This window comes from Staphylococcus sp. HMSC65H10 (assembly GCF_001839185.1).
In the GTDB taxonomy this organism is placed as follows: domain Bacteria; phylum Bacillota; class Bacilli; order Staphylococcales; family Staphylococcaceae; genus Staphylococcus; species Staphylococcus simulans.
Genome location: NZ_KV840392.1, coordinates 1 through 20732, shown reverse-complemented (window position 1 = coordinate 20732; position 20732 = coordinate 1). Strand labels below are relative to the sequence as shown.

9 protein-coding genes, 1 tRNA gene and 1 pseudogene are annotated in these 20732 nt (G+C 34.9%); 3 read left to right on the top strand and 8 right to left on the bottom strand.

Annotation, left to right across the window (positions count from 1 at the left end; translation table 11 throughout):
- Nucleotides 1-139: 139 nt before the first annotated feature.
- Nucleotides 140-595, bottom strand: coding sequence for a MarR family winged helix-turn-helix transcriptional regulator (locus HMPREF3270_RS10260; RefSeq protein ID WP_002480016.1), 456 nt, complete (start codon nt 593-595; stop codon nt 140-142).
- Nucleotides 596-778: 183 nt separating this feature from the next.
- Between HMPREF3270_RS10260 and HMPREF3270_RS10255 the strand changes: the two genes are divergently transcribed.
- Nucleotides 779-1885, top strand: coding sequence for a DsrE/DsrF/DrsH-like family protein (locus tag HMPREF3270_RS10255; RefSeq protein ID WP_070848707.1), 1107 nt, complete (start codon nt 779-781; stop codon nt 1883-1885).
- A 521-nt stretch (nt 1886-2406) separates the two neighbouring features.
- On the opposite strand, the gene HMPREF3270_RS10250 is transcribed toward HMPREF3270_RS10255, so the two are convergent.
- On the bottom strand, nt 2407-3006 hold the full coding sequence (locus HMPREF3270_RS10250; protein WP_070462685.1) for a TetR/AcrR family transcriptional regulator: 600 nt from the start codon (nt 3004-3006) through the stop codon (nt 2407-2409).
- 163 nt (nt 3007-3169) lie between these two features.
- Between HMPREF3270_RS10250 and HMPREF3270_RS10245 the strand changes: the two genes are divergently transcribed.
- Nucleotides 3170-4456 (top strand): YhgE/Pip domain-containing protein, encoded by a 1287-nt coding sequence (locus HMPREF3270_RS10245; protein WP_070848708.1) that lies wholly within the window; start codon nt 3170-3172, stop codon nt 4454-4456.
- A gap of 89 nt (nt 4457-4545) precedes the next feature.
- On the opposite strand, the gene HMPREF3270_RS13985 is transcribed toward HMPREF3270_RS10245, so the two are convergent.
- The gene (locus tag HMPREF3270_RS13985; protein ID WP_070848709.1) at nt 4546-5652 is read right to left on the bottom strand and encodes a hypothetical protein; all 1107 of its coding nucleotides are present in this window, start codon (nt 5650-5652) and stop codon (nt 4546-4548) included.
- Between the two features lie 155 nt (nt 5653-5807).
- On the bottom strand, nt 5808-6641 hold the full coding sequence (locus HMPREF3270_RS10235; RefSeq protein WP_002480021.1) for a helix-turn-helix domain-containing protein: 834 nt from the start codon (nt 6639-6641) through the stop codon (nt 5808-5810).
- Nucleotides 6642-7011: 370 nt separating this feature from the next.
- Between HMPREF3270_RS10235 and HMPREF3270_RS10230 the strand changes: the two genes are divergently transcribed.
- Nucleotides 7012-7101: transfer RNA gene (locus tag HMPREF3270_RS10230), tRNA-Ser, on the top strand.
- Nucleotides 7102-7383: 282 nt separating this feature from the next.
- On the opposite strand, the gene HMPREF3270_RS10225 is transcribed toward HMPREF3270_RS10230, so the two are convergent.
- The 4 genes and pseudogenes from HMPREF3270_RS10225 to HMPREF3270_RS10215 all read right to left on the bottom strand — a co-directional run.
- Nucleotides 7384-14508: an LPXTG cell wall anchor domain-containing protein gene (locus HMPREF3270_RS10225; RefSeq protein ID WP_371106805.1), complete on the bottom strand. Its 7125-nt coding sequence runs from the start codon at nt 14506-14508 to the stop codon at nt 7384-7386.
- 1742 nt (nt 14509-16250) lie between these two features.
- A pseudogene (locus HMPREF3270_RS14450) lies at nt 16251-16350 on the bottom strand (YSIRK-type signal peptide-containing protein); the annotation flags it as partial.
- Nucleotides 16351-16545: 195 nt separating this feature from the next.
- Nucleotides 16546-17280, bottom strand: coding sequence for a helix-turn-helix transcriptional regulator (locus HMPREF3270_RS10220; RefSeq protein ID WP_176746733.1), 735 nt, complete (start codon nt 17278-17280; stop codon nt 16546-16548).
- A 394-nt stretch (nt 17281-17674) separates the two neighbouring features.
- The coding region (locus tag HMPREF3270_RS10215; RefSeq protein WP_141763143.1) for a Rib/alpha-like domain-containing protein at nt 17675-20732 on the bottom strand (3058 nt) is incomplete at its 5' end.

Here is a 20732-nt window from a genome sequence, read left to right as displayed (position 1 = left end):
TTCTCTTATACAATTCTAGGATAACGCTTCCATATATATTAGGTCAAGTAAGTTGACTTAACTGAAATATCTGCAACCATATAAAAAAATACCGCCTTGAATGTTTCAAGACGGTAATCTACAGAGAGCGTATTCAAGGTTATTCCTTGAACTCCCCTTTTAAATATTTTACTTCTTGGAATCCTGGACGTTTACTTGCGAGTTCTTCCATCATCGCATTCCAATCATTTCCGACTTCAGCTTTAATACTTTGAAGTAAATCATTTTGTGCTTTATTGATTTCTGTAACCAATGCATGACCTTTATCAGTCGCAAAGAGTTCTTTGACTCTGCCATCTATTTTAGATTTTCTTTCGACAACTAAACCTTCATCTTTTAATTTTTTCAACGTTTGATGACTGCCTTGTTTAGAGATTTCCATACTTCTTAGTAAATCTCTGATGGTAATCCCAGGCACTTTATCGATAAAGAATAAGAAGCGATGGTGTTGGCGGCGCATTCCTTTCTTCTCAATAATTTCATCTGCAGTATGAATAAATGTTTTATAGGCAAAATAGAACAAGAGATGATCATAGTCGTTATTATGTGCAGTCATGGTTCACAGTCCTTTATTTCAAAATGTTGTTTTCTGATAATTAACTTTATTATAGCAAGTCTTATAACAGACCTAAAGCACTGATTTTTCTTTTAAGCTTGGTTCAATCAAATAGAAACTTGTGCAATTTGTCTTTATTCTTTGTACAATGACATCAATATAGAACAAAAGGGAGATGATCGAATGGTTCGATTTAAAACTGTTCAAATCACAGACTTAACTGACGAAGACTTACAAGCTATGGGGGCACAAGATCAACTAATTGATGTAAGAGAAGCTGATGAATATGAAGCTGGTCATATTGAAGATGCGTTAAATTATCCACTTTCAACGTTAAATACGAAATTTCCATTAGACCAAGGCAAAACGTATTACATTTATTGTCAAAAAGGCGGACGCAGTCAACAAGCCAGCCAAATGTTAAGTGACAGCGGTTTTGATGTGATTAATTTAAACGGCGGTTATGAAGCATATCTTTCTCAACAAGAAGCACAACCACAACATCAAACTACAAGTAAGCAGGAGCAGACCGAAGTCACTGCCTCTGAGAAAACAATTAAACCAGAACGCAAACAATTAAACTACAGTGGTTTACAATGTCCAGGTCCTATCGTGAATTTAAGCCAAGCCATCAAACAAATACAACCTGGCGAACAAGTTGAAGTGATTGTTACGGATTTAGGCTTTGCGAGTGATATACAAAGTTGGGCAAAACAAACGGGTCATCACTTAATTGATTTAAAAACAGATGATTCAAAAGTCACAGCTATCATCGAAAAAGGTGAAGCTTCTGATCAAGTTATGTCTGTCCACGAATCAAATAATGGCACAACGATTGTCTTATTCAGCGGTGAACTTGATAAAGCTTTAGCTGCTTTAATCATTGCGAATGGCGCACGTGCAGCAGGTCGTGAGGTTTCTATCTTCTTTACTTTCTGGGGATTGAACGCATTAAAACGTACAGATGCGCCTAAAGTGCAGAAAAAAGGATTAGAAAAACTCTTTGATTTCATGTTGCCAAAAGGTCCAGAAAGTATGCCGTTATCTAAAATGAATATGTTCGGTTTAGGACGCTTTATGATGAAACTCTTAATGAAACAAAAGAACGTCGATTCATTACCTGCTTTAATCGATAAAGCAATCGAAAATGATATAAAACTAATCGCATGTACTATGAGTATGGATGTCATGGGTATCAAACGTGAAGAATTGCGTGATGATGTCCAAATCGGCGGTGTTGGCACATATATCGGCGATACAGAACATGCTAAACATAATTTATTTATCTAAAGCATATAGATAATCCTCTGTCTTCAAATTAAGGCAGAGGATTTTTTACATCATCTTTAAATATCCTTCTTACTCTTCAAAATTAATCGAACATTTGTTCGCTTTTTCTTTGAAAACGCGTCCGTAAAATGCTAAACTTAATTCATGAGTAAAGGTCGTTCTACTATATTGTGAGTACCTCACGTGCCTTGAACTGCAAGAAAGTGAGGTGATATGGATGGACATTATAATCCATGAACTCACGATTAACTTTTCTTCAATTGTGCAAGTGACACTTTTAGCAACAGCCATCAAGTTTATTATCAGCAAGAACGACAAAAAAGACTAGCTATGCAGCAACATAACTAGTCTCTCATTCGGTTCGTTTGGTAATCACAATTGTGCGTTGTGAGCCTTTACTCTAGCCTTCAGTCCTGTAAGACTGAGGGCTATTTTAATACAACTAAAGCTTACCAAATTTATAGCCCACTTTCAATTAAATTGCGGTTCATCTAAAACAAGATTCCATACAATACATCATGCTATTGATCAGTAGCTAATAATCGCAATGGCCCATTAAATACAATCTTAGAAATATATTGAATTAATGTATCTATATCCACACGCTGTTCGTCTTGAACCCAATATTTAATCACACTCAACATTGATCCACTGACATAACTATGGAAATACATCACAGGAATACCAGCTATATCTCCTTTTGGATTCATTCGTAATTTCATGTTCTCTAAAATCATTTCAGAGATTCGTTCCTCTATTTGACTTTGTCTTTCTATTGTTAAAATAACTTGATAAAACTCTAAATTATTATAAACATGAGTGATCACATTTCTTAACACTTGATTAGAAAAGACTTCATAGAACTTATCAATAGATTCAATTGTTTTCATACTTTCAAAAATACGTGTTTTATCATAAAGCACATTCGCATATTCATCTTCCATCTTTTCTAATAAATCATATTTATCTTCATAATGCAGATAAAAAGTTCCTCTATTAATATCTGCGGCTTCTGTAATGTCATGAATAGTAATATGATCTAAGTCTTTTTGTTTAAGTAATTGAATAAAAGCCTTTTTAATCGCGCTTTGTGTTTTACGAACACGTCGGTCTACAGCCATAAATGAACACTTCCTTATTCTTTAATGAACAATTATCAACAATGTGTTGATTAACGAACACTATGAATTAAATTGGTCATTGCATCTATTTCATTACCAATTATAATAATCAAAGTAATGATAAATCAACACTATGTTCAATAAATCATAAGGAGTGAAAAAAATGAACATTTTAAAAAATAAACTACTTTGGATTGCGCCTATCGTATTAATTTTAATTATGATGTTATTATCAGTCGCATTCTATCCAGCATATAACTCAAAACCAAAAGACTTGCCACTAGCGATTGTGAATTTAGATGAGGGCACATCTATTCAAAGTAAATCTATTAATATCGGCAAAAATTTAGAAGACCATTTACTAAAAAATAAATCAGAGGCCATTCAATGGAAAGCTGTATCCAGTGAGGATAAAGCTAGATCAGGATTATTCAACCAAAAATATTACGGAATCATTGTCTTAGAAAAGGATTTCTCAAAACACGCCTTAAGCAAAACACAAACAACTGTTATGAAAGCAAAACAACAAGAAATGGAAGACAAAGTAAAATCTGGAGAGATTCCACCACAAGTTGCACAGCAAATGGCGGAAAAAATGAAACAATCTGGATTAGAACAAGTAAAACCACAAGCTGCACATTTAAAAACAATTGTAAGTGAAGGTTCTGGTTTACAAGGCTCTCAAATAGCAAACAAAGTTTTTAATGGGATCAGCACGAATTTAAACCAAAAAGTCATGAAACAAGGCTTAAACATTCTAAATAAACAAAATGTCTCTATTCCAGCTAAAGAGATTGAAAGTTTAATTCAACCTGTTGAAACCAAAGCAGTGTCTGTTGATAAGGTGAAAGATCACCAAGCCAATGGTAATGCGCCATTCTTAATGTTTATGCCAGTTTGGATGGGATCTATTGTCAGCTCAATTTTATTATTCTTTGCGTTTAGAACTAGTCATTTAATTCAACGTAGTCAGCGTGTTATTGCGGCATTGAGTCAAATTGTTGTGGCTGTCCTCACAGCGTTTATCGGAAGCTTTGGATACATTTACTTTATGTCAGGCGTTCAAGGTTTCCACTTTGACCATCCAAACCGTGTCGCATGCTTTGTGATGTTAGCATTCTTAGGTTTCATCGGTTTGATTTTAGGTACAATGACTTGGTTAGGCATGAAGAGCGTACCAATTTTCTTCTTATTGATGTTCTTCAGTATGCAATTGGTCACTACGCCAAAAGAAATGTTGCCTAAATTTTATCGCGACTATATCGCAGGTTGGAATCCATTCTCTAACTATGCGACAACCTTAAGACAAATTATTTATATGCATCATCCTATTGAACTTAACACTACCGTATGGATGTTCATCGGCTTTATGACTTTCGGTATTATTTCAGTGATTGTAGCTGCGTTTGTACGTAATCATTCAGATAAAAAAGCTGAAATCCCAGCATAAAGATTATTCTCAAATACAAAAATCAATCCACCTTCAAACACGCTTGGCTTTGAAGGTGGATTTTCATATCTTACCTTATTTAAACAACATTATTTCTTTTTCTTCTTTTTATCCTTTTTCTTCTTGTCTTTTGAATCTTCTTTTTTATCGTCTTTCTTTTTACCTTTCTTCTTAGATTTCTTATCTTTGTCTTTCTTGGATTTGTCGTCTTTTTTACCTTTTTTATCTTTCTTATCTTTGTCTTTCTTATCTTTTGATTCTACTTTTTCTTTATCTTCTTGTTTCTCTTCTTTCTCTTCAGATGACTCTGGTGCGGACTTGTCATCTCCAGAAGATTCATTTTCTGAAGACGCTTTATCTGCCTTTGTTGGTTCTTCTTTTACTGCAGTGAATTCTTCTTCTAGTTCTCCTACTGCGATGACTTCGCCTTTTTCATCTGTAGTGAGTGTTGTTTCTAATTCTTCATCTTGCTCTTCATCTAGATGGTAGCCCAATTCTAAGACTTGTAAATAAACGGTTACTTGGAAGTCTTTATATTCACCTTTATAGATAGTTTGAACATCGCTTTGACGAGATTGTAAATCAGTATGTTCTGTTAACGCAGGTTCTATTACGTTAGTTTGTATAGGTTCTTCTACAATTTCTTCAATAGAATGATCACGTTCTTGTTGATGGTTTTGAATACTTTTATAAATTAAATCAGCATCTTTCAACTCTGGATATTGTTTTAAAAATGCACTTTTAGTTTCTGGTATTTCAAAGTCTTTCTTTGCTTTTACATCGATATAGACTGCCGCATAATGGAACTTTGTTTGGTCAGAAACATTGTAAACCCAAGATTTAGGCGGGTTCGTCATTTTCTTTAAATGTTCAGTAAAGTCGCGTTGAATTGTTGATACTGCATGACCTGCTTGGCCGCTGGCACTTGGTTCAAAGTCATGTACATAAACCGTTCTTAACTTTACCATATCTGTCATTTCATTTTGATCTAGAACTGCTAAATCTAAACGTGACATCTCTCTAGCGACAGTTTCTGACTGTGCTTGACGTAAAACTTGAATCCCTAATAAATCTTTTAATGACTTATCTATACCTGACACTAAAGTTAAATACGCCATATCATCTGCGTAGTGTTTAAAGTTACCTTCTAACTTGCCCAATCTTTTAGTTAAAGCATCTGCGATATTGATTTTCATGTTAATTCCCCCATAGGTTTGATTTATACACTAAGTTAGTAACTTATACCCTATCAGTCGCAAAATAAGATTAAGATTTTATTAGATTGAATACTAATTTAGATTTGCGTCACTCAAAATAAAAAAGCGGTACAGGAGTACACGCTTTATAAGAATCAGCCATTCATGAATTTCAAAACTTCATCATACACTTTTTGAGAACGTTCATTATTTTTAATGCGTCTTTTTTGAGATCGAGCCACATACTCCATAGGCACCATATTAAATTGTTTCTTAAAATTGTTGAGGAAAGAACGTTTACTAGAGTATGAATATCTTTTCCAAACTTCTTTGGTTTTTTGATTATCTTCACCATTAATTAATAAATATTCTGCCACGTTAAAAATCTTCACTTGTTGTACGTAATCATTGTAGTTAACACGTGCTGCATCTTTAAATACACGTGATAAATAACTGATATTTAAATCAAAACTTTCAGCGATAGTTGTTAACTTTAACGCTTCATCTGAATGGTGATTGATGTACTCAATAATGTGGTTGATTGTCGGGTTATTAGTCATATTGAATAAGTAGATGTCGAAGTTTTCCAAGTAAACACGTAAGTATCTTACCAGTCGAACAATAGTCGCATTCGCTTTCACAAAGTTTGTTTCACATACATAACGTAAAGCCTGGATATAATCATTTTTAATGATATGGTGGATTTCAAAATTGCTTTCAACATGATTGATTTCTTTTAAACAAGCCGGCTTAAAATAGACATAATGAATTGATAAGCAGACAACTTTCCCTTCTTTTATTTCCACTTCCATATTTGTGAAATGTGGTTTTTGAACAAAAAGATCTCCTGTTTTATAGGTAAAGTGCTGTGCCCCTTTTTTAACGAAGACTGTACCTGATAAAACTAAATAAATATTAACGTACTCCTCGCTTTTCGAATTATCTTTTATACAAGACCAACCTTGAAAAATATTGTAACTGTAATCCAAAAATATCCCCCCTAATAAAATAAAATGATAATGTGAATGAGTTCTTCTAAATATCCATAGAAAAGCAAGCAGTAAAATAGAAGTGTAAAAGAAGTGATGATTGAGGTAGATACATTTCATAACTGATGAAATTATCCAAAATAAGACTACACCTATTTATAATAAACTAAATGTTCAGAAAATTGAATGCTTTATTGTAAGTTTTTGTGCTAAAATGTTATATTTTTATCTGTTTCATTCAACCAGAAAGCCTTTAGTCCATTCTTTAAGTATATGTAAAATTACTTTATGATTTCTGTGGATTTCATTAAAAAAATTATTGACGCGTTACACATTCTCCTATATAATAAATCTTGTGTTAAAAAGCTATGGAGAAATACCCAAGTCCGGCTGAAGGGATCGGTCTTGAAAACCGACAGGGGCTTAACGGCTCGCGGGGGTTCGAATCCCTCTTTCTCCGCTACGATAAAGGATGAGATACTAAACAGTGTCTCATCCTTTTTTATTAACTTAACGTAAAAATTTCACTAAGTTATTATTATACGCTTAACAAATATTAAACGACATCACTAAACCCCACTCTATCGTCATAGAATGGGGTTCTTTTTATGGCGAGACTACGTCGTCTCACTTATTACGAGTATTTAGACGAAATGATAAAGATATAGCTGATATTAAGTTAAAAAAATAATACGCTATCAAAAAAGCCGCACTCCCTATGAGTACGACTTTTGTTTAAATATTAATTTTTTCTACGACGACTGCTTACTAAGAATGCGACGCCGATCAATGTGGCTAATCCGCCTACAAGGATGCTGTTAGATTGTGACTGACCTGTATTTGGTAAAGCTTTTTGTTGTTTAGAAGAAACTGTTTGTTCTGGATGTGTAGTTCTAGTTGTTGGATTGTTTGATGTTTGTGATGAACGCTCTTCATCGTTTTGATACATATGTCTATCAGAAGTTCGAGTAGTATCTTGATGTTCATTTGTTGATTCATCAGAAGCATTGTTATCTTTAGACGTCTGATGTTTTTGTGTTATTTCGGTTTGATTTTCTACCTCTAAAGACGTGCGTTCAGATGATGCTTCCTCTTCTGTTGTACGCTCTTGTTGTTTATTTGTATCTTCTGTTTTGACTTCTTGTTTAACTTCACCCTCAGTATTCAAATCAACTGATGAAGTTTTTTCAGAAACCATCTGGTTAAGAGAAGTTTCATCTGCATTTTCTAGGTGTATTTCTTCTTGTTGTGTAGTTGTTGTAACAGGCTTTTCCGATACTACTTCATTTGAAATTGTTTCAAGAGAAGTTGTAGATTTATCTTCAGTTACTGCTGGAATTTCAATATTTTCTATGTTGTTTAACTCTGAAATCAAGTTGCCTTTTAATTCACTTGGTAACTGAGCTATTGCTGATTGTGCTAATTCTTTTGTTGTCTTTACTTTTTCTTGAACAATCGCTAATGCTTCTTGTTCTTCTGTCTGTACACGATGATCTGAAAGTACTTTTTCAAGTTCAATATGTGCTGCATTATTTGTTGATATTGCTTCCTTCAACGCTGCTTCGGCATCATTTAACCATTGATCTTGGATGTCGTTTGTACCATTCGCATTAGTGTCATTGATTTCCGGGATGTCGATACCTTGCAGTTGTGCTAATAACGCTGGTAAATTGCCTTTTAGTTCACTTGGTAGTGCGTTTACTTTTGTCTCTGCTGTTGCTTTTAATGTTTGTGCTTCTTCTTGTGTTGATTTCAATAATGTTTGTTCTTGTGGTGTGATTAAGTTGTCGGAGACTGTAGAATCAAATAATATTTGAGCATGCTCATCAGCTGACTGTGCTGCTTTTACCGCATCTCTCGCTTCATTGATTAATACATCTACATTATCATCAATACCATTTTCATTTTGATCATTAATCTGCGGTAATGTAATACCTTTGAGCAACGCTAAATCTTTTGGAAGATTACCTTGCAATGTTAATGGTAATTGATTTACCTTTTCTTTTGCTTGTGCTTTCACATCTTCGTAAATTGCTTGTAATTGAGCTAATTGTTTATATTCGCTTGGTGTAACTAAACCATCTGTCGTTGCTAGTTTTTCCTGTAGTTTAGCATCCATTGCTTGTGCCACTCTGACAAACTCTGTTGCTTCAGCTAATGCAGCATCATCTGCATCTGAAATATTATTGGCATTTTGATCATTGATGTTTGGAACTGTGATGCCTTGAAGTTGTTTTAAACGTACTTCAAATGGTGATTGATAAGCTGCTGGTAATTGCTTCACAATTTGTTGTGCTGAATCTTTAGCACCTTCAAACAATGCTTGATGTTGTAATAAGTTTTGATGTTCTTGTGGTGTAATCAAGCCATTTTCATTTGCTGTATCAAGTTCAGATTGTACCTCTTGATTCATTTTTTCAGCTTGTGCCACACGCGCTTCTGCTTGTTCTAGCAATGTATCAATATCATCTGCAATACCATTAGCATTTTGGTCATTGATGTCTGGAATTGAGATAGCTTGCATTTGCGCTAAAGCATTCAGTAATTCATCTTTAACTGCTGCTGGAATCTTACTTTGTTGAATCGTCTCAGTTGCTTGTTCTTTTAGTTTTGATGCATGATTTTGTGATTCAATCAATGTGTCTTGTTCTTGTGGTGTAATTAAGTGATCTGCAGTCACTTTTGTTAAATCACCTTGTGCTGTTTCATGTGCAGCTTTTACTGCATTTATTAAATCTTGAAGTGTTTGATCTAACGTATCATCTACATCATTATGGTTGTGATCATTGACTTCTGATACTGCAATACCTGTTAAAGCATCAAGCATTTTTAGAAGTTCACCTTTTAATGCATCATCAACTAAAGCAATTTTATCTTTAGCAATATTTTTCTGTGCTAAGAATGCTTTTTGAAGATTTGATAACATATCATGTTCATCGTCGTTGATAACACCATTGTCCTGAGCTGTTTCTAATCCTGCTTTCGCAACTTTTTCTGCTGCTTCTGCTGCCTTAATTGCTTGTAATGCATCACTCATCAATTGATCTTGGTTATCATCGATACCATTTGCATTTTTATCATTCACTTCTGGGATATCGATTGCTTTTAACGCATCTAATTGTGGTTGGAGTTCCGGTCTTAAGTTTTCATCAATCATATCCACTGCTTTTTGAGCATAGTGTTTCGCTGTCTTCGCATAGTTGACTTGGTTAATTAATTCTGACTGTTCTTTTGGTGTGACTAATTGATCTTGTTGAATTGATTCTAGTTGTTGTTTTGCTGTTTCATGTGCACGTTTTGCTTCATCAACTAAGTCTTGAACAGCTGCTTTCAATGCATCTGTATGATCATCAATGTGGTTATTATCTTGATCATTGACAGTTGGTAAAGTAATTTCATTAATCGCATCTAATTGTAACTGCAAGTCTTTTTGATATGCTGCTGGTAAAGCATCAATTACTGCTTGCGCCGCAGCTTTATTAGCTTCTACTAAATTTTTAGCACCGCTTAGAACTTCTAATTCACTAGGATTGATTAAACCGTCTACTGATGCCTCATCTGCTTTAGCTTGTGCTGCTTGCGCCATATCTTTAGTCGCATTGATTAATTGTTGTGCCTTGTCTATTAATGTATCAATATCATCACGAATACCATTTTGATTTTTATCATTCACAGATGGAATTGAAATTCCTGTTAACGCTTGTACTTTTTCAGGCAAATCTTGTCTGTATTTACTCTCAACTGCTTCAAGCTTTTCTTCAGCTAATGCTTTCTTTTGTTTAAATTCTTCTTGTAACGCTTTTAATCGTGCTTGTTCATCAGGGTTTACCACACCATCTGCTTGAACTTCTTCTAATGCTGTTTGTGCTGCTGCTTCTGCATTTTTAGCTGCTTCATAAGCTTTGGCTGCCTCATCAAATAAGCTATCTTCTTTATCCGGCACACCATTATGATTTTCATCGTTGACTTGTGGTGGTCCAATTGGTGTTAATGCATCGAGTTCTAGTTGTAACGTTTGTTTAACAGGTTCTGATAATAATGCGTCTACTAACGTTTGTGCTGCTGCTTTTTTGTCCTCTTCCAATGAAATTGCTTTGGCTAAATCTGCGCTTTCTTCTGGTGTAATGATATTATCTTTTTGAATATCATCCATTTGCGTCAATGCATTGTTATAAGCTGCTTTTGCTGCTTCTACCGCTTCTTTCGCTTTATGAATGGCTTGATCTACGTCATCACGAATCCCGTTTTTATCCTCGTCATTCACTTCTGGTACAGTAATACCTGTTAATGCCGCAAGTTGTTGTGGCAGGTCTTTGCGGTATGCTTCTTGAATCGCATTAATTTTTTCATTTGCTAATGCTTTCTTTTGTTCAAAGTTAGCTTGTGCTGCTAATAATGCTTGATGTTCTGTTTCATCAATTAATGCATTTGGATTTAGTGCTTGTGCTAACATTTCTTTTGCTGCTTTATCTGCTGCTTGTGCCTCTTTCAATGCATCTCCGGCAAAGCGTATTAATAAATCTTCTGAATCCGGAATATCATTTGCATTGTTGTCATTTACTGGTGGAACAATTAAATCAGGGTATTGTCTTAAAACGCTTAGCAACTCCGCTTTTAAAGGCGTTCCATCTGAGAGATTATGAACATCGGTAAAGGCATTCATTTTAGATTCATATGCAGCAAGTTTGAAAGGTCTTAATGATTCGATTTCGTCTGGATTAACTAATCCATCATCTTGTATCGCTAAAATCGCTGCTTTTGCTGCTTTATCTGTTTCTATAACTTTTTGTACAAGTTTTCTGAGTTCAGCCTCTTTATCATCAGCTACATCATTACTATTAGCATCATTCACTTCTGGTACATCAATACCTGTTAATGCTTTTAATTTCCCAGGCAATACACCTTGATATGCTGGATCAACTGCGTCTAATGCTTGTTGTGCCGCTGTTTTCTTTTGTTCAAAATCATGTTGTAAGTTTTGTAGTGTCTGATGTTCTTCTGATGAAATAGCTTGATTCTCGTTTGCTTTTGTTAATTCAGATTTTGCCAAAGCATCAACTGCTGTTGCTTTTTCAATTGCTGCCTCTGCTGCTTTAACTAAAGCATCTTGAGTATCTGGAATCATATTGCTGTTGTTGTCATTGATGTCTGGAACACGAATACCATCTAATTTTGCTAGTTCTTGCTCTAAAGGTGTACGTAATACTTCAGGTAATGCATTCACTTTTTCTGTTGCTTCTGCTTTTGTTGAAACAGCTTTTTTCTGAGCTTCTGTTAAATCTTGATGTTCTTTCGGATTAATCAGCTTATCTTGTGTTGCGTCTGTTAAGTTATGTTTCGCTGCTAAATCTGCTGCTTTTGCTTTGTCTAAAGATACTTGTGCTTCTTTAAGCAATGCTTCTAGTTCAGCTTGATCAACATCGTCTGTTTTACCATTATTATCTTTATCATTTACTTCTGGTACAACAATACCGTTTAACGCTGCTAGTTGTGTTGGTAATTCTCCACGATATTGTACATCAATCGCATTGATTTTATCGTTAGCTGCTTGTTTCTTCGTTGTGAAATCTTTTTGTAACTTATCTAAGTTGTCATGTTCTTGTTGATTAATAACTTTGTCATCATTAGCTTTAACCAATTCTTCGTTAGCTAATTTATCCGCTGCTTCAACTGCTTTGATAGAAAGTTTAGCCGCTTCAATCAACGCATCTTGTTCATCAGGGATGTTGTTATCATTGTTGTCATTAATGCCTGGTACCGTAATACCTTTTAACTGAGCCAATCTTTCTAATAATGATGTTTGTACTTCTGATGGTAAGGCTTTAACTGCTTTATCTGCTGTTGTTTTTGTTGTATCTGCATTTTCTTTTGAGACAGTTAAATCTTGATGTTCTTGAGCTTTAATTAAGTTATCTGCATTGGCTTGTTGTAATTGTGTTTGTGCTGCTTGGTCTGCAGCTTCTGCTTTCTTAACTAAATCTTCTGCGTTTTTCAATGCTGCATCTTGTTGTTCTTTTGCATCTTGCTCATCTGGTTTACCATTTCTATTTGTGTCATTAACAGCAGGAACTGTAATTCCTTTTAATGCTTCAAGTTGTGTTGGTAAATCACCACGATATTTCTCTTCAATCTGGTTGATTTTATCGCTAGCTGCTTGTTTCTTCGTTGTAAAATCTTGTTGTAAGTTTTCTAGGTTGTCGTGCTCTTGTTGATTGATGGTTTTATCAGCTTCAGCTTTAGTTAATTCTTCGTTTGCTTTTTGATCTGCTGCTTTAACTGCGGCTAATAAATCTTTAGCTTCTGCGATTAATGCGTCTTGTTCGTCTGGAATGTTGTTGTTATTGTGGTCGTTAATTACAGGAACTTCAATTCCATCTAACTTAGCTAATCTTTCTAATAATGGTGTTTGTATCTCTTGAGGTAAGGCTTTAACTGCTGCATCCGCTGTTGATTTTGTTGAATGTGCATCTTCTTTTGCAGCAGTTAAATGAGTATGTTCTTCTGGCTTAACTAATTGATCTTCTTTCACTTGGTGTAATTTTGTTTGCGCTGCTTGATCAGATGTTTCTGCTTTTTCAACAAGATCTGTTGCATTTCTTAATGCAATCGATTGTTGTTCTTTAGCATCTTCAGCATCTGGTTTGCCGTTTTTATTTGTATCATTTGCATCTGGTACCTTAATACCAACAAGTTGGTTTAACTTTTCTGTTAATGGTGTTTGATACTGCAGATCAATCGTTGCAATTTTTTCTTTAGCTTTTTGCTTCTTATCTTCAAATTCTTGTTGAAGTGATGCTAAATTATTATGTTCTTCTGGAGAAATCGCATTATTAGCATTGGCTTCTTCTAAAGTAGATTTGGCTTTATCTTCTGCATCTTTTGCTTCTTTTAACGAAGCTTCTGCTTCAACAATTAATGCATCTTGACCATCTGAAATATTATTGTTGTTACGGTCATTGATATTTGGCACTTGAATACCTTTTAATTTCTCAAGTCTTTCTAATAATGAATCTTGCATCTCTTGTGGTAATGCTTTAACTGCTGTATCTGCTGTTGATTTTGTTGTGTCTGCATTTTCTTTTGCGGCAGTTAAATCAGTATGTTCTTGATGTTTAATCAGCTTGTCTTCATTAGCTTTTTGTAATTGTATCTGAGCTGTGTTATCCGCTTCTTCTGCTTTGCTAACTAAATCCTCCGCATTTTTCAAAGCTGATGCTTGTTGTTCTTTCTTATCTTCTGTATCTGGTTTTCCGTTGTTATCATTATCATTCACTTCAGGTACTGTGATACCAACAAGTTGATTTAATTGATTAATTAAAGGTGACTGATGATTTTCATGTACAGCTCTAATCTTTGCTTCTGCTGCTTTTTTCTTTGCTGTAAAATCTTGTTGTAATGCTAATAAATTGTTATGTTCTTCTGGAGAAATCGCATCGTTTACATTAGCTTGCTGTAATGTTGTTTTTGCTTTATCTTCAGCATCTTTCGCTTCTTTTAACAAAGCCTTTGCTTCTTCAATTAATTTATCTTGTTCATCTAAAATATTATTGTTATTACGATCATTAATTTCAGGAAGGTTTATACCATCTAATTTATTAAGCTCTTCTTGTAACTCTGTTCTTAAACGTTCTGGAAGCATATTCACTTTTTCTTGAGCAGTATTCTTTTTAGATTCACCATTCGTTTTAGCGTTTGTTAAATTATTATATTCTGTTTCACTTACCAGTGAATCACCAATCGCTTGTTGTAATTTCGCTTTGGCTTCTTTATCTGCGATTTTAGCTTCTTCAATGGATGCAGTTGCATCAGCTTTAGTTTTATTATCTATTTCATTTTTAAGTGCATCTGATACTTTTAAGGCAATCATATCATTATCAGTATCTAAGTGCTCCCACTTATTAACGCCATTATCAAATGACCAAGTTACAGGAACTTCGATAACACCTTTATCAGCATCATAATACTTTTGTAAAGATTGCCATTTAGTACTGTCATTTTTTATATCTTCAGTTGTTAATTGGTGTTCTAAACTAACTGGTAATTCATAACTTTTGTTGTAAAATGCTTGTTGTTTAAAATATTCTGGTTTAGCAACACCGTTTGTACCGGGTACAATTGTTAACTCATTTAATTTATCTTGAGTTAAACCAGTAAAATAGTTTGTCGGAGTTAATGACGCTTTAACACCATCAGGAAATACTGCTTTGATTTCTAGCTTTGTAGGCAATGTTTCAGGCTGTGTTACTTTTCTGTCAGGTAGATATTGGAGTAACGTAATTGCGCCATCACCTTTTGAGTTTGGGTTATCTTTTGTTGAAAAAGGTTGAATCGGTACTAACAATAAACCTTCTGGATGGAATGCTGGTCCACTGGCATTTTGTCCTGTCATAGAGTAAGTAATCTCACTTTGGTTTAAATAAGAAACCGTTACTCTATTTGGGAATCCGTATTTCTCTCCATAAGGATGCTGACCTGATGAAATAATCACTTTTCCATCTTTTAATTCAAGATTTGAAGAAGCAACATGTCTTTCTTTACTGCTGACATATAGTTTTTCTATTTGATCACGATTAAAAGTAACAGATTTTCTTGTATCTAAATTTGTGCGATAGTCATCTAAATCATAAATGTTAAATAAGCCGTTAACACGCTCTGCATCACCTTTAATTTTATTTAGCTCATCTAATACATGTGTGATTGTATCGTTAGTTGAAACGGAGTTATAAAGTTTGTCGATGACTGTTTGATCAGTGTTCTTTAAAAAGTTTAAAGTCGCTGTTGATCCTCCACCAGCTAATGAAACCATTGATAGTAAATCTGTGCCGGACGTTAAGAAGTATCTTGTTTGATTCACATCACTCGATTTAGCTGTGTTAACAACGATGTGTGCTAATGCATCTACTGAGTGTCCGTCTGCAACACCTAAGCTGCTGAAATAAACATAAGCTTCAGAGTTATCTTTATTTAAAGTAATATAATCGCCAAAGTAGGCGTGAATATTACCGTGGCCATTTGCTGTAGTCAGATGTTTTTGAACTGTTTTGTCTTTCTTAACGATAAACGCATATGACTTACTTCTGCCATCTACAAATTTAGGTGAGAAGTTGATTTCTGAAGGCGCTGTTTCAACGCCGGGATTCGCTACTTTCTTCACTAAATCGCTACCAGTATAATCAATGATTTTTCCATTGTACGTTTCATTATTAACGGGTGCTTCAACTTGTGGTTCTGTGTCTAATGAACGCTTTGCACGTGTATGAATCGTTGGATTTGATTCTGATGTTGGGTCAATCGTTGGTGTTGATTCTGGAGTTGTGTCTTTTGCTGTTGGATTTGTTTCTTCTGGTTGTGGTGCTTGTTCTATAGTTGTCGGTGCTTCTGATGTTGTTTGGTTTAATTCTGGATTATGAGGTGCAGTATTTTCAGAGGCAGGAGCTTCTGTTGTTACAGGTGGTGTAACGACTGCTGTTGTTTTTGTCTCTTGGGTTGGTTGAGACGTTGTGTCTGAGTTAGGTTTTGGTGATTCAGACTGAGTTTGAGTGGTGTCTGTACTAGATGTTTGTTCTTCTGCTGCTTGGGCGTCATGACTGAGGCCAAACATAAGTGTTGCTCCTACAAGGATAGAAGCGGTTCCTACCGTAAATTTACGGATAGAGTACTTGTTTTGCTTATTAGGCAAAAAATCAAGTCTACGATTGGGTTGTTTCATTGTTGTTCCTCCGATGTGTCTGTGTCTATATGCTGAGTGTTCTTTTTTAAAAATCATTTGCTTACATCCTCTTTTTAAGAGAACAAAATTTATATTAACTGATTTTTTTCGAAAATAAATAGACATCAAAGGAATAGTAAAAAAAGTGCATGTCAAAAGTAAAAAAAGTGCAAGCGATGAATATCCCTTAAATTTTTAGTTGTTTACTGTTTCTAAATAGGACAAAGCTTCTCTATAAATCAATTCAGATATCATATTTTCTGCCCGTTTATAATATTGAGCTTGGTTGATAAATTCTTTGGGACTCATGTGAAATTGGTTTTTAAAGTTTTTCAAATATGTACGATAACTCGCAAAATTATATTCTTTCCATAACTCATTTTCATTACCGCGGATGAGTAATTCTTCTGCTAATTTATATAGCTTGAGTCGTCTTACATATTCATTAAAACCTATCTGCATCTCCTCTTTAAACTTTCTCGAAAGAAAACTACTGTTTACATAAAGTACTTGCGCGACATCGCTTAACTTTAATGGTGCTTTAAAATTATGATTAACGTGTGAAACAGCTTTTAACACATTCTCATTTGTAGTGAAATTAAAAACATAGCCTTCACTTTCGCTGTAGTATATATGCAAATAATTAATGAGTTTAATGATATTGATATCAGCCATAAATAAATCTTCTTCATACATAAAACGAATATAGTTCATAAACGCTTTTTTCATACTAAGCTGTGTTTGGTCTGTTTTAGTGATGTTACGCGCATTTCTTAAATAATATTTATTGAAGTGTACTTTATTGATAGAGAGGCAAACAATACTGCCATCGATACTTTGAATCTGTGAGTATTTCATTTCTGGTGTTGTGACAAATATATCGCCAGTTCCATATTCTAATTCGATCTCATCAATAGTTACTTTAGCCAAACCACTTATCACAAAGTACACAGTAATATATTGGTTGTCGTGCATTAAGTCAAAATTACATACGGACGAAGTAAAAATATTGTAGGTATAGTCCATCATTGATTCTCCTATCAAGTATAAAATTAAGAAAAAGGTGTCTAAAAAATGAATTAAAAAGTGATAGTTAGAAGTGAATTAAAAGTGTCAAAACAAACTAGAAAATGTTTGTGTTAGGAATTAAAAAGGGGCTCTTATGAGAGTTAACTTTGTTTATCATAGCTTATTAATCGTAAAAGTTGAATACTTTTTTCTAAATTCAATTGTACTAAATTACAAAATCGGGGATTTCCCTATATGCATAAAAAAGACCGTACCCAATAAAGTGTACGGTCTAAAATCTACTTATGATTTAGTTTTATTTATTGTCATCGTGATTACGACGTCTTCTGAATAACAAGATTGAACCTAGGGCTGCGAATAATCCGCCAAATAATACGCCGCTATTAACAGTGTCTTTACCTGTATCTGGTAAAGCTTTAGCAGTTGATTTTGATTTTGCTTTGTCAGCTGTTTTATTTGAAGATTCATCTTTCACTGTTGATACTCCAACTTTAGAAGATTTATTGTTTGCATCAGTTTTGTTTGTATCAATTGTGCTTGTTCCACCAGATTCTGGTGTTTTAATTTTCTCTTTATTCGGAGCAGGTACAACTTCTTTGTCGCCTACTACGATTGCAGTTGATGATTTAGAAACATTACCTGCTTCATCAGTAGCAACTACAGTTACTTTATCTCCATCTTTCAACATTACATTAGAAGGAACATCCACTGACCATGTGCCATCTTGTCCAACTTTGACTGTAACTACTGTGCCATTAGGGAACGTTACAGTAACTGTTGTACCTGGTTCAGCAGTACCTGTGACTACTTTATCTCCAGCATGAATTACATTAACAACTGGTGCTTCTGGTGCAACTGTATCTTTAACTGGTGTTACTGTTTCTTTTGAAACATTGCCTGCTTCATCAGTAATTACTGCTTTCACATTGTCTCCATCTTTCAATGTTACAGCTTCAGGAACATCTACTTTCCAATTACCATCTTTATCTACTTTAGTTGTTACAGTAGATCCGTCTGGGAATGTCACTGTTACAGTTGAACCTGGTTCTTTGCCAGTTCCTGTGACAGTTCTGTCTCCTGCTTCAATTGGGTTCACAACTGGTGCTTCTGGTTCAATTGAATCATGTACTGTGACATCAACAGTAACATTTTCTGTTGAACCATCTGGATATGTCACTTTAACTATAACTGTAACAACATCTCGTTCAGCAGCATCTTCTGGTACTGTAACTGTAATTTTACCAGTATTAGGATTTACTGTAACTGTCCAATCTTTATCTATTCCTGATTCACTCGGAATTTCAAAGCGTGTGCCAGTTGGAACATCATCTTTGACTTGAGGAATTTCAATAGATTCTCCAGGGTTCACTTGGACATCGTTATATCCAGGATTGTATACATCAGCATCTGGTTGCGGATGAACAGTGATTGTGACATTTATATGGTCAGTTGTGCCATCTGGATAAGTGACTGTTACTGGTACATCATACACACCTGGAATTGAACCACTTGGGATTAATGTTGGATTATCCACTGTAACTTTATATGGTTTTTCAGTATCAGGGTAACCTGGAACAGTTACTTTACCTACAATTTCATCAATCGTTGTATGACTGCCATATGGTTTTTCAATTGGTTGAGTTGTCGGTTCATACGTATCTGAATCTTTTGGACCAACGACTACTTTCACAATAATATGGTCAGTCGAACCATCTGGGTAAGTCACTGTAACTGGAACATCGTATACACCTGATGTGTTTCCATTAGGTAATACAGATGGGTTATCTACCGTAACTTTATAAGGATTATCCACTTTTGAATAACCAGGTACGATTACTTTAGAAGTAACATCTTCAATTGTAGTTGGTGTACCATATGGTTTTTCAACTTTTCCAGCAACTGGTTCAAAGACATCTGAAGCTTTCGGACCTACTGTCACTTTCACAGATACGTGATCTTTTGTGCCGTCTGGATAAGTGACTGTTACTGGTACTTCATATTCACCTGGAACTTTGCCATCAGGGATTAGCGTTGGGTTATCTACCGTAACTTTTGGTTGATCACCTGTTGTTGGGTAATCAGGAACAGTTACTTGGTTTGCGATTTCGTTTACAGTTGTTGGGTGATTATATGGTTTTTCAATATCTTTAGATACTGGTTCATATTTATCATTTTCTGGTTGTGGATTAACCGTAACTTTAACTGTTACGTGGTCAGTCGAACCATCTGGGTATGTCACTGTAACTGGAACATCATATACACCTGGTGTGTTTCCATTAGGTAATACAGATGGATTGTCTACAGTAACTTTATAAGGATTATCCACTTTAGAATAGCCTGGTACAGTTACTTTAGAAACAACATCTTCAATTGTAGTTGGTGTACCATATGTTTTTTCAACTTTTCCAGCTACTGGTTCAAAGACATCTGAATCTTTCGGACCAACGACTACTTTCACAGATACATGATCTTTTGTACCGTCTGGATAAGTGACTGTTACTGGTACTTCATATTCACCTGGAACTTTGCCATCAGGGATTAATGCTGGATTATCTACTGTTACTTTTGGTTGGTTACCTTCTGTTGGATAATCAGGTACAGTTACTTGATTTACGATTTCGTTTACAGTTGTTGGTTGATTATATGGTTTTTCAATATCTTTAGACACTGGTTCATATTTAGCGTTTTCTGGTTGTGGTGTTACAACAATTTTAACTGTTACATGATCTTTTGTGCCGTCTGGATATGTCACCGTTACTGGTACTTCAAAGACTCCTGATGCGTTTCCACTAGGTACTGTTGTTGGGTCATCAATTGTAACAACAACTTTGCCACCATCTTTAGGGAAGTCTGGAACACTTACTTTTTCTTTAACTTCTTCTGGAGTAGTTGGTGTGCCATATGGTTTTGTGATTTCTCCCGCAGTCGGTTCATATTTATCGTTTTGTGGTTGCGGATTCACTGTAACTTTAACCGTTACGTAATCTTTTGTGCCGTCTGGATAAGTGACTGTCACTGGGACATCGAATGTGCCCGGTGTTTGACCATTAGGTACTTTTGTTGAATCGTCAACTGTTACTATCGGTGTTCCTTTGTCAGCTGGGAAGTTTGGTACTGTGACTTTGCCTTTCACTTCACCTTCAATTGTACCTTGACCAAATGGTTTTTCAATCGGTTTCACTGTTGGTTCATAAGTGTCTGAATCTTTCGGTCCGACTGTTACTTTAACTTTCACAACATCCGTTGTTTTATCTGGATAAGTCACTGTGACTGGAACTTCGAACTCGCCGCTTGTTTTACCGTCAGGTACTTTTGTTGTATCTACAGTAATAATTGGTTGGTCGCCCTCTTTA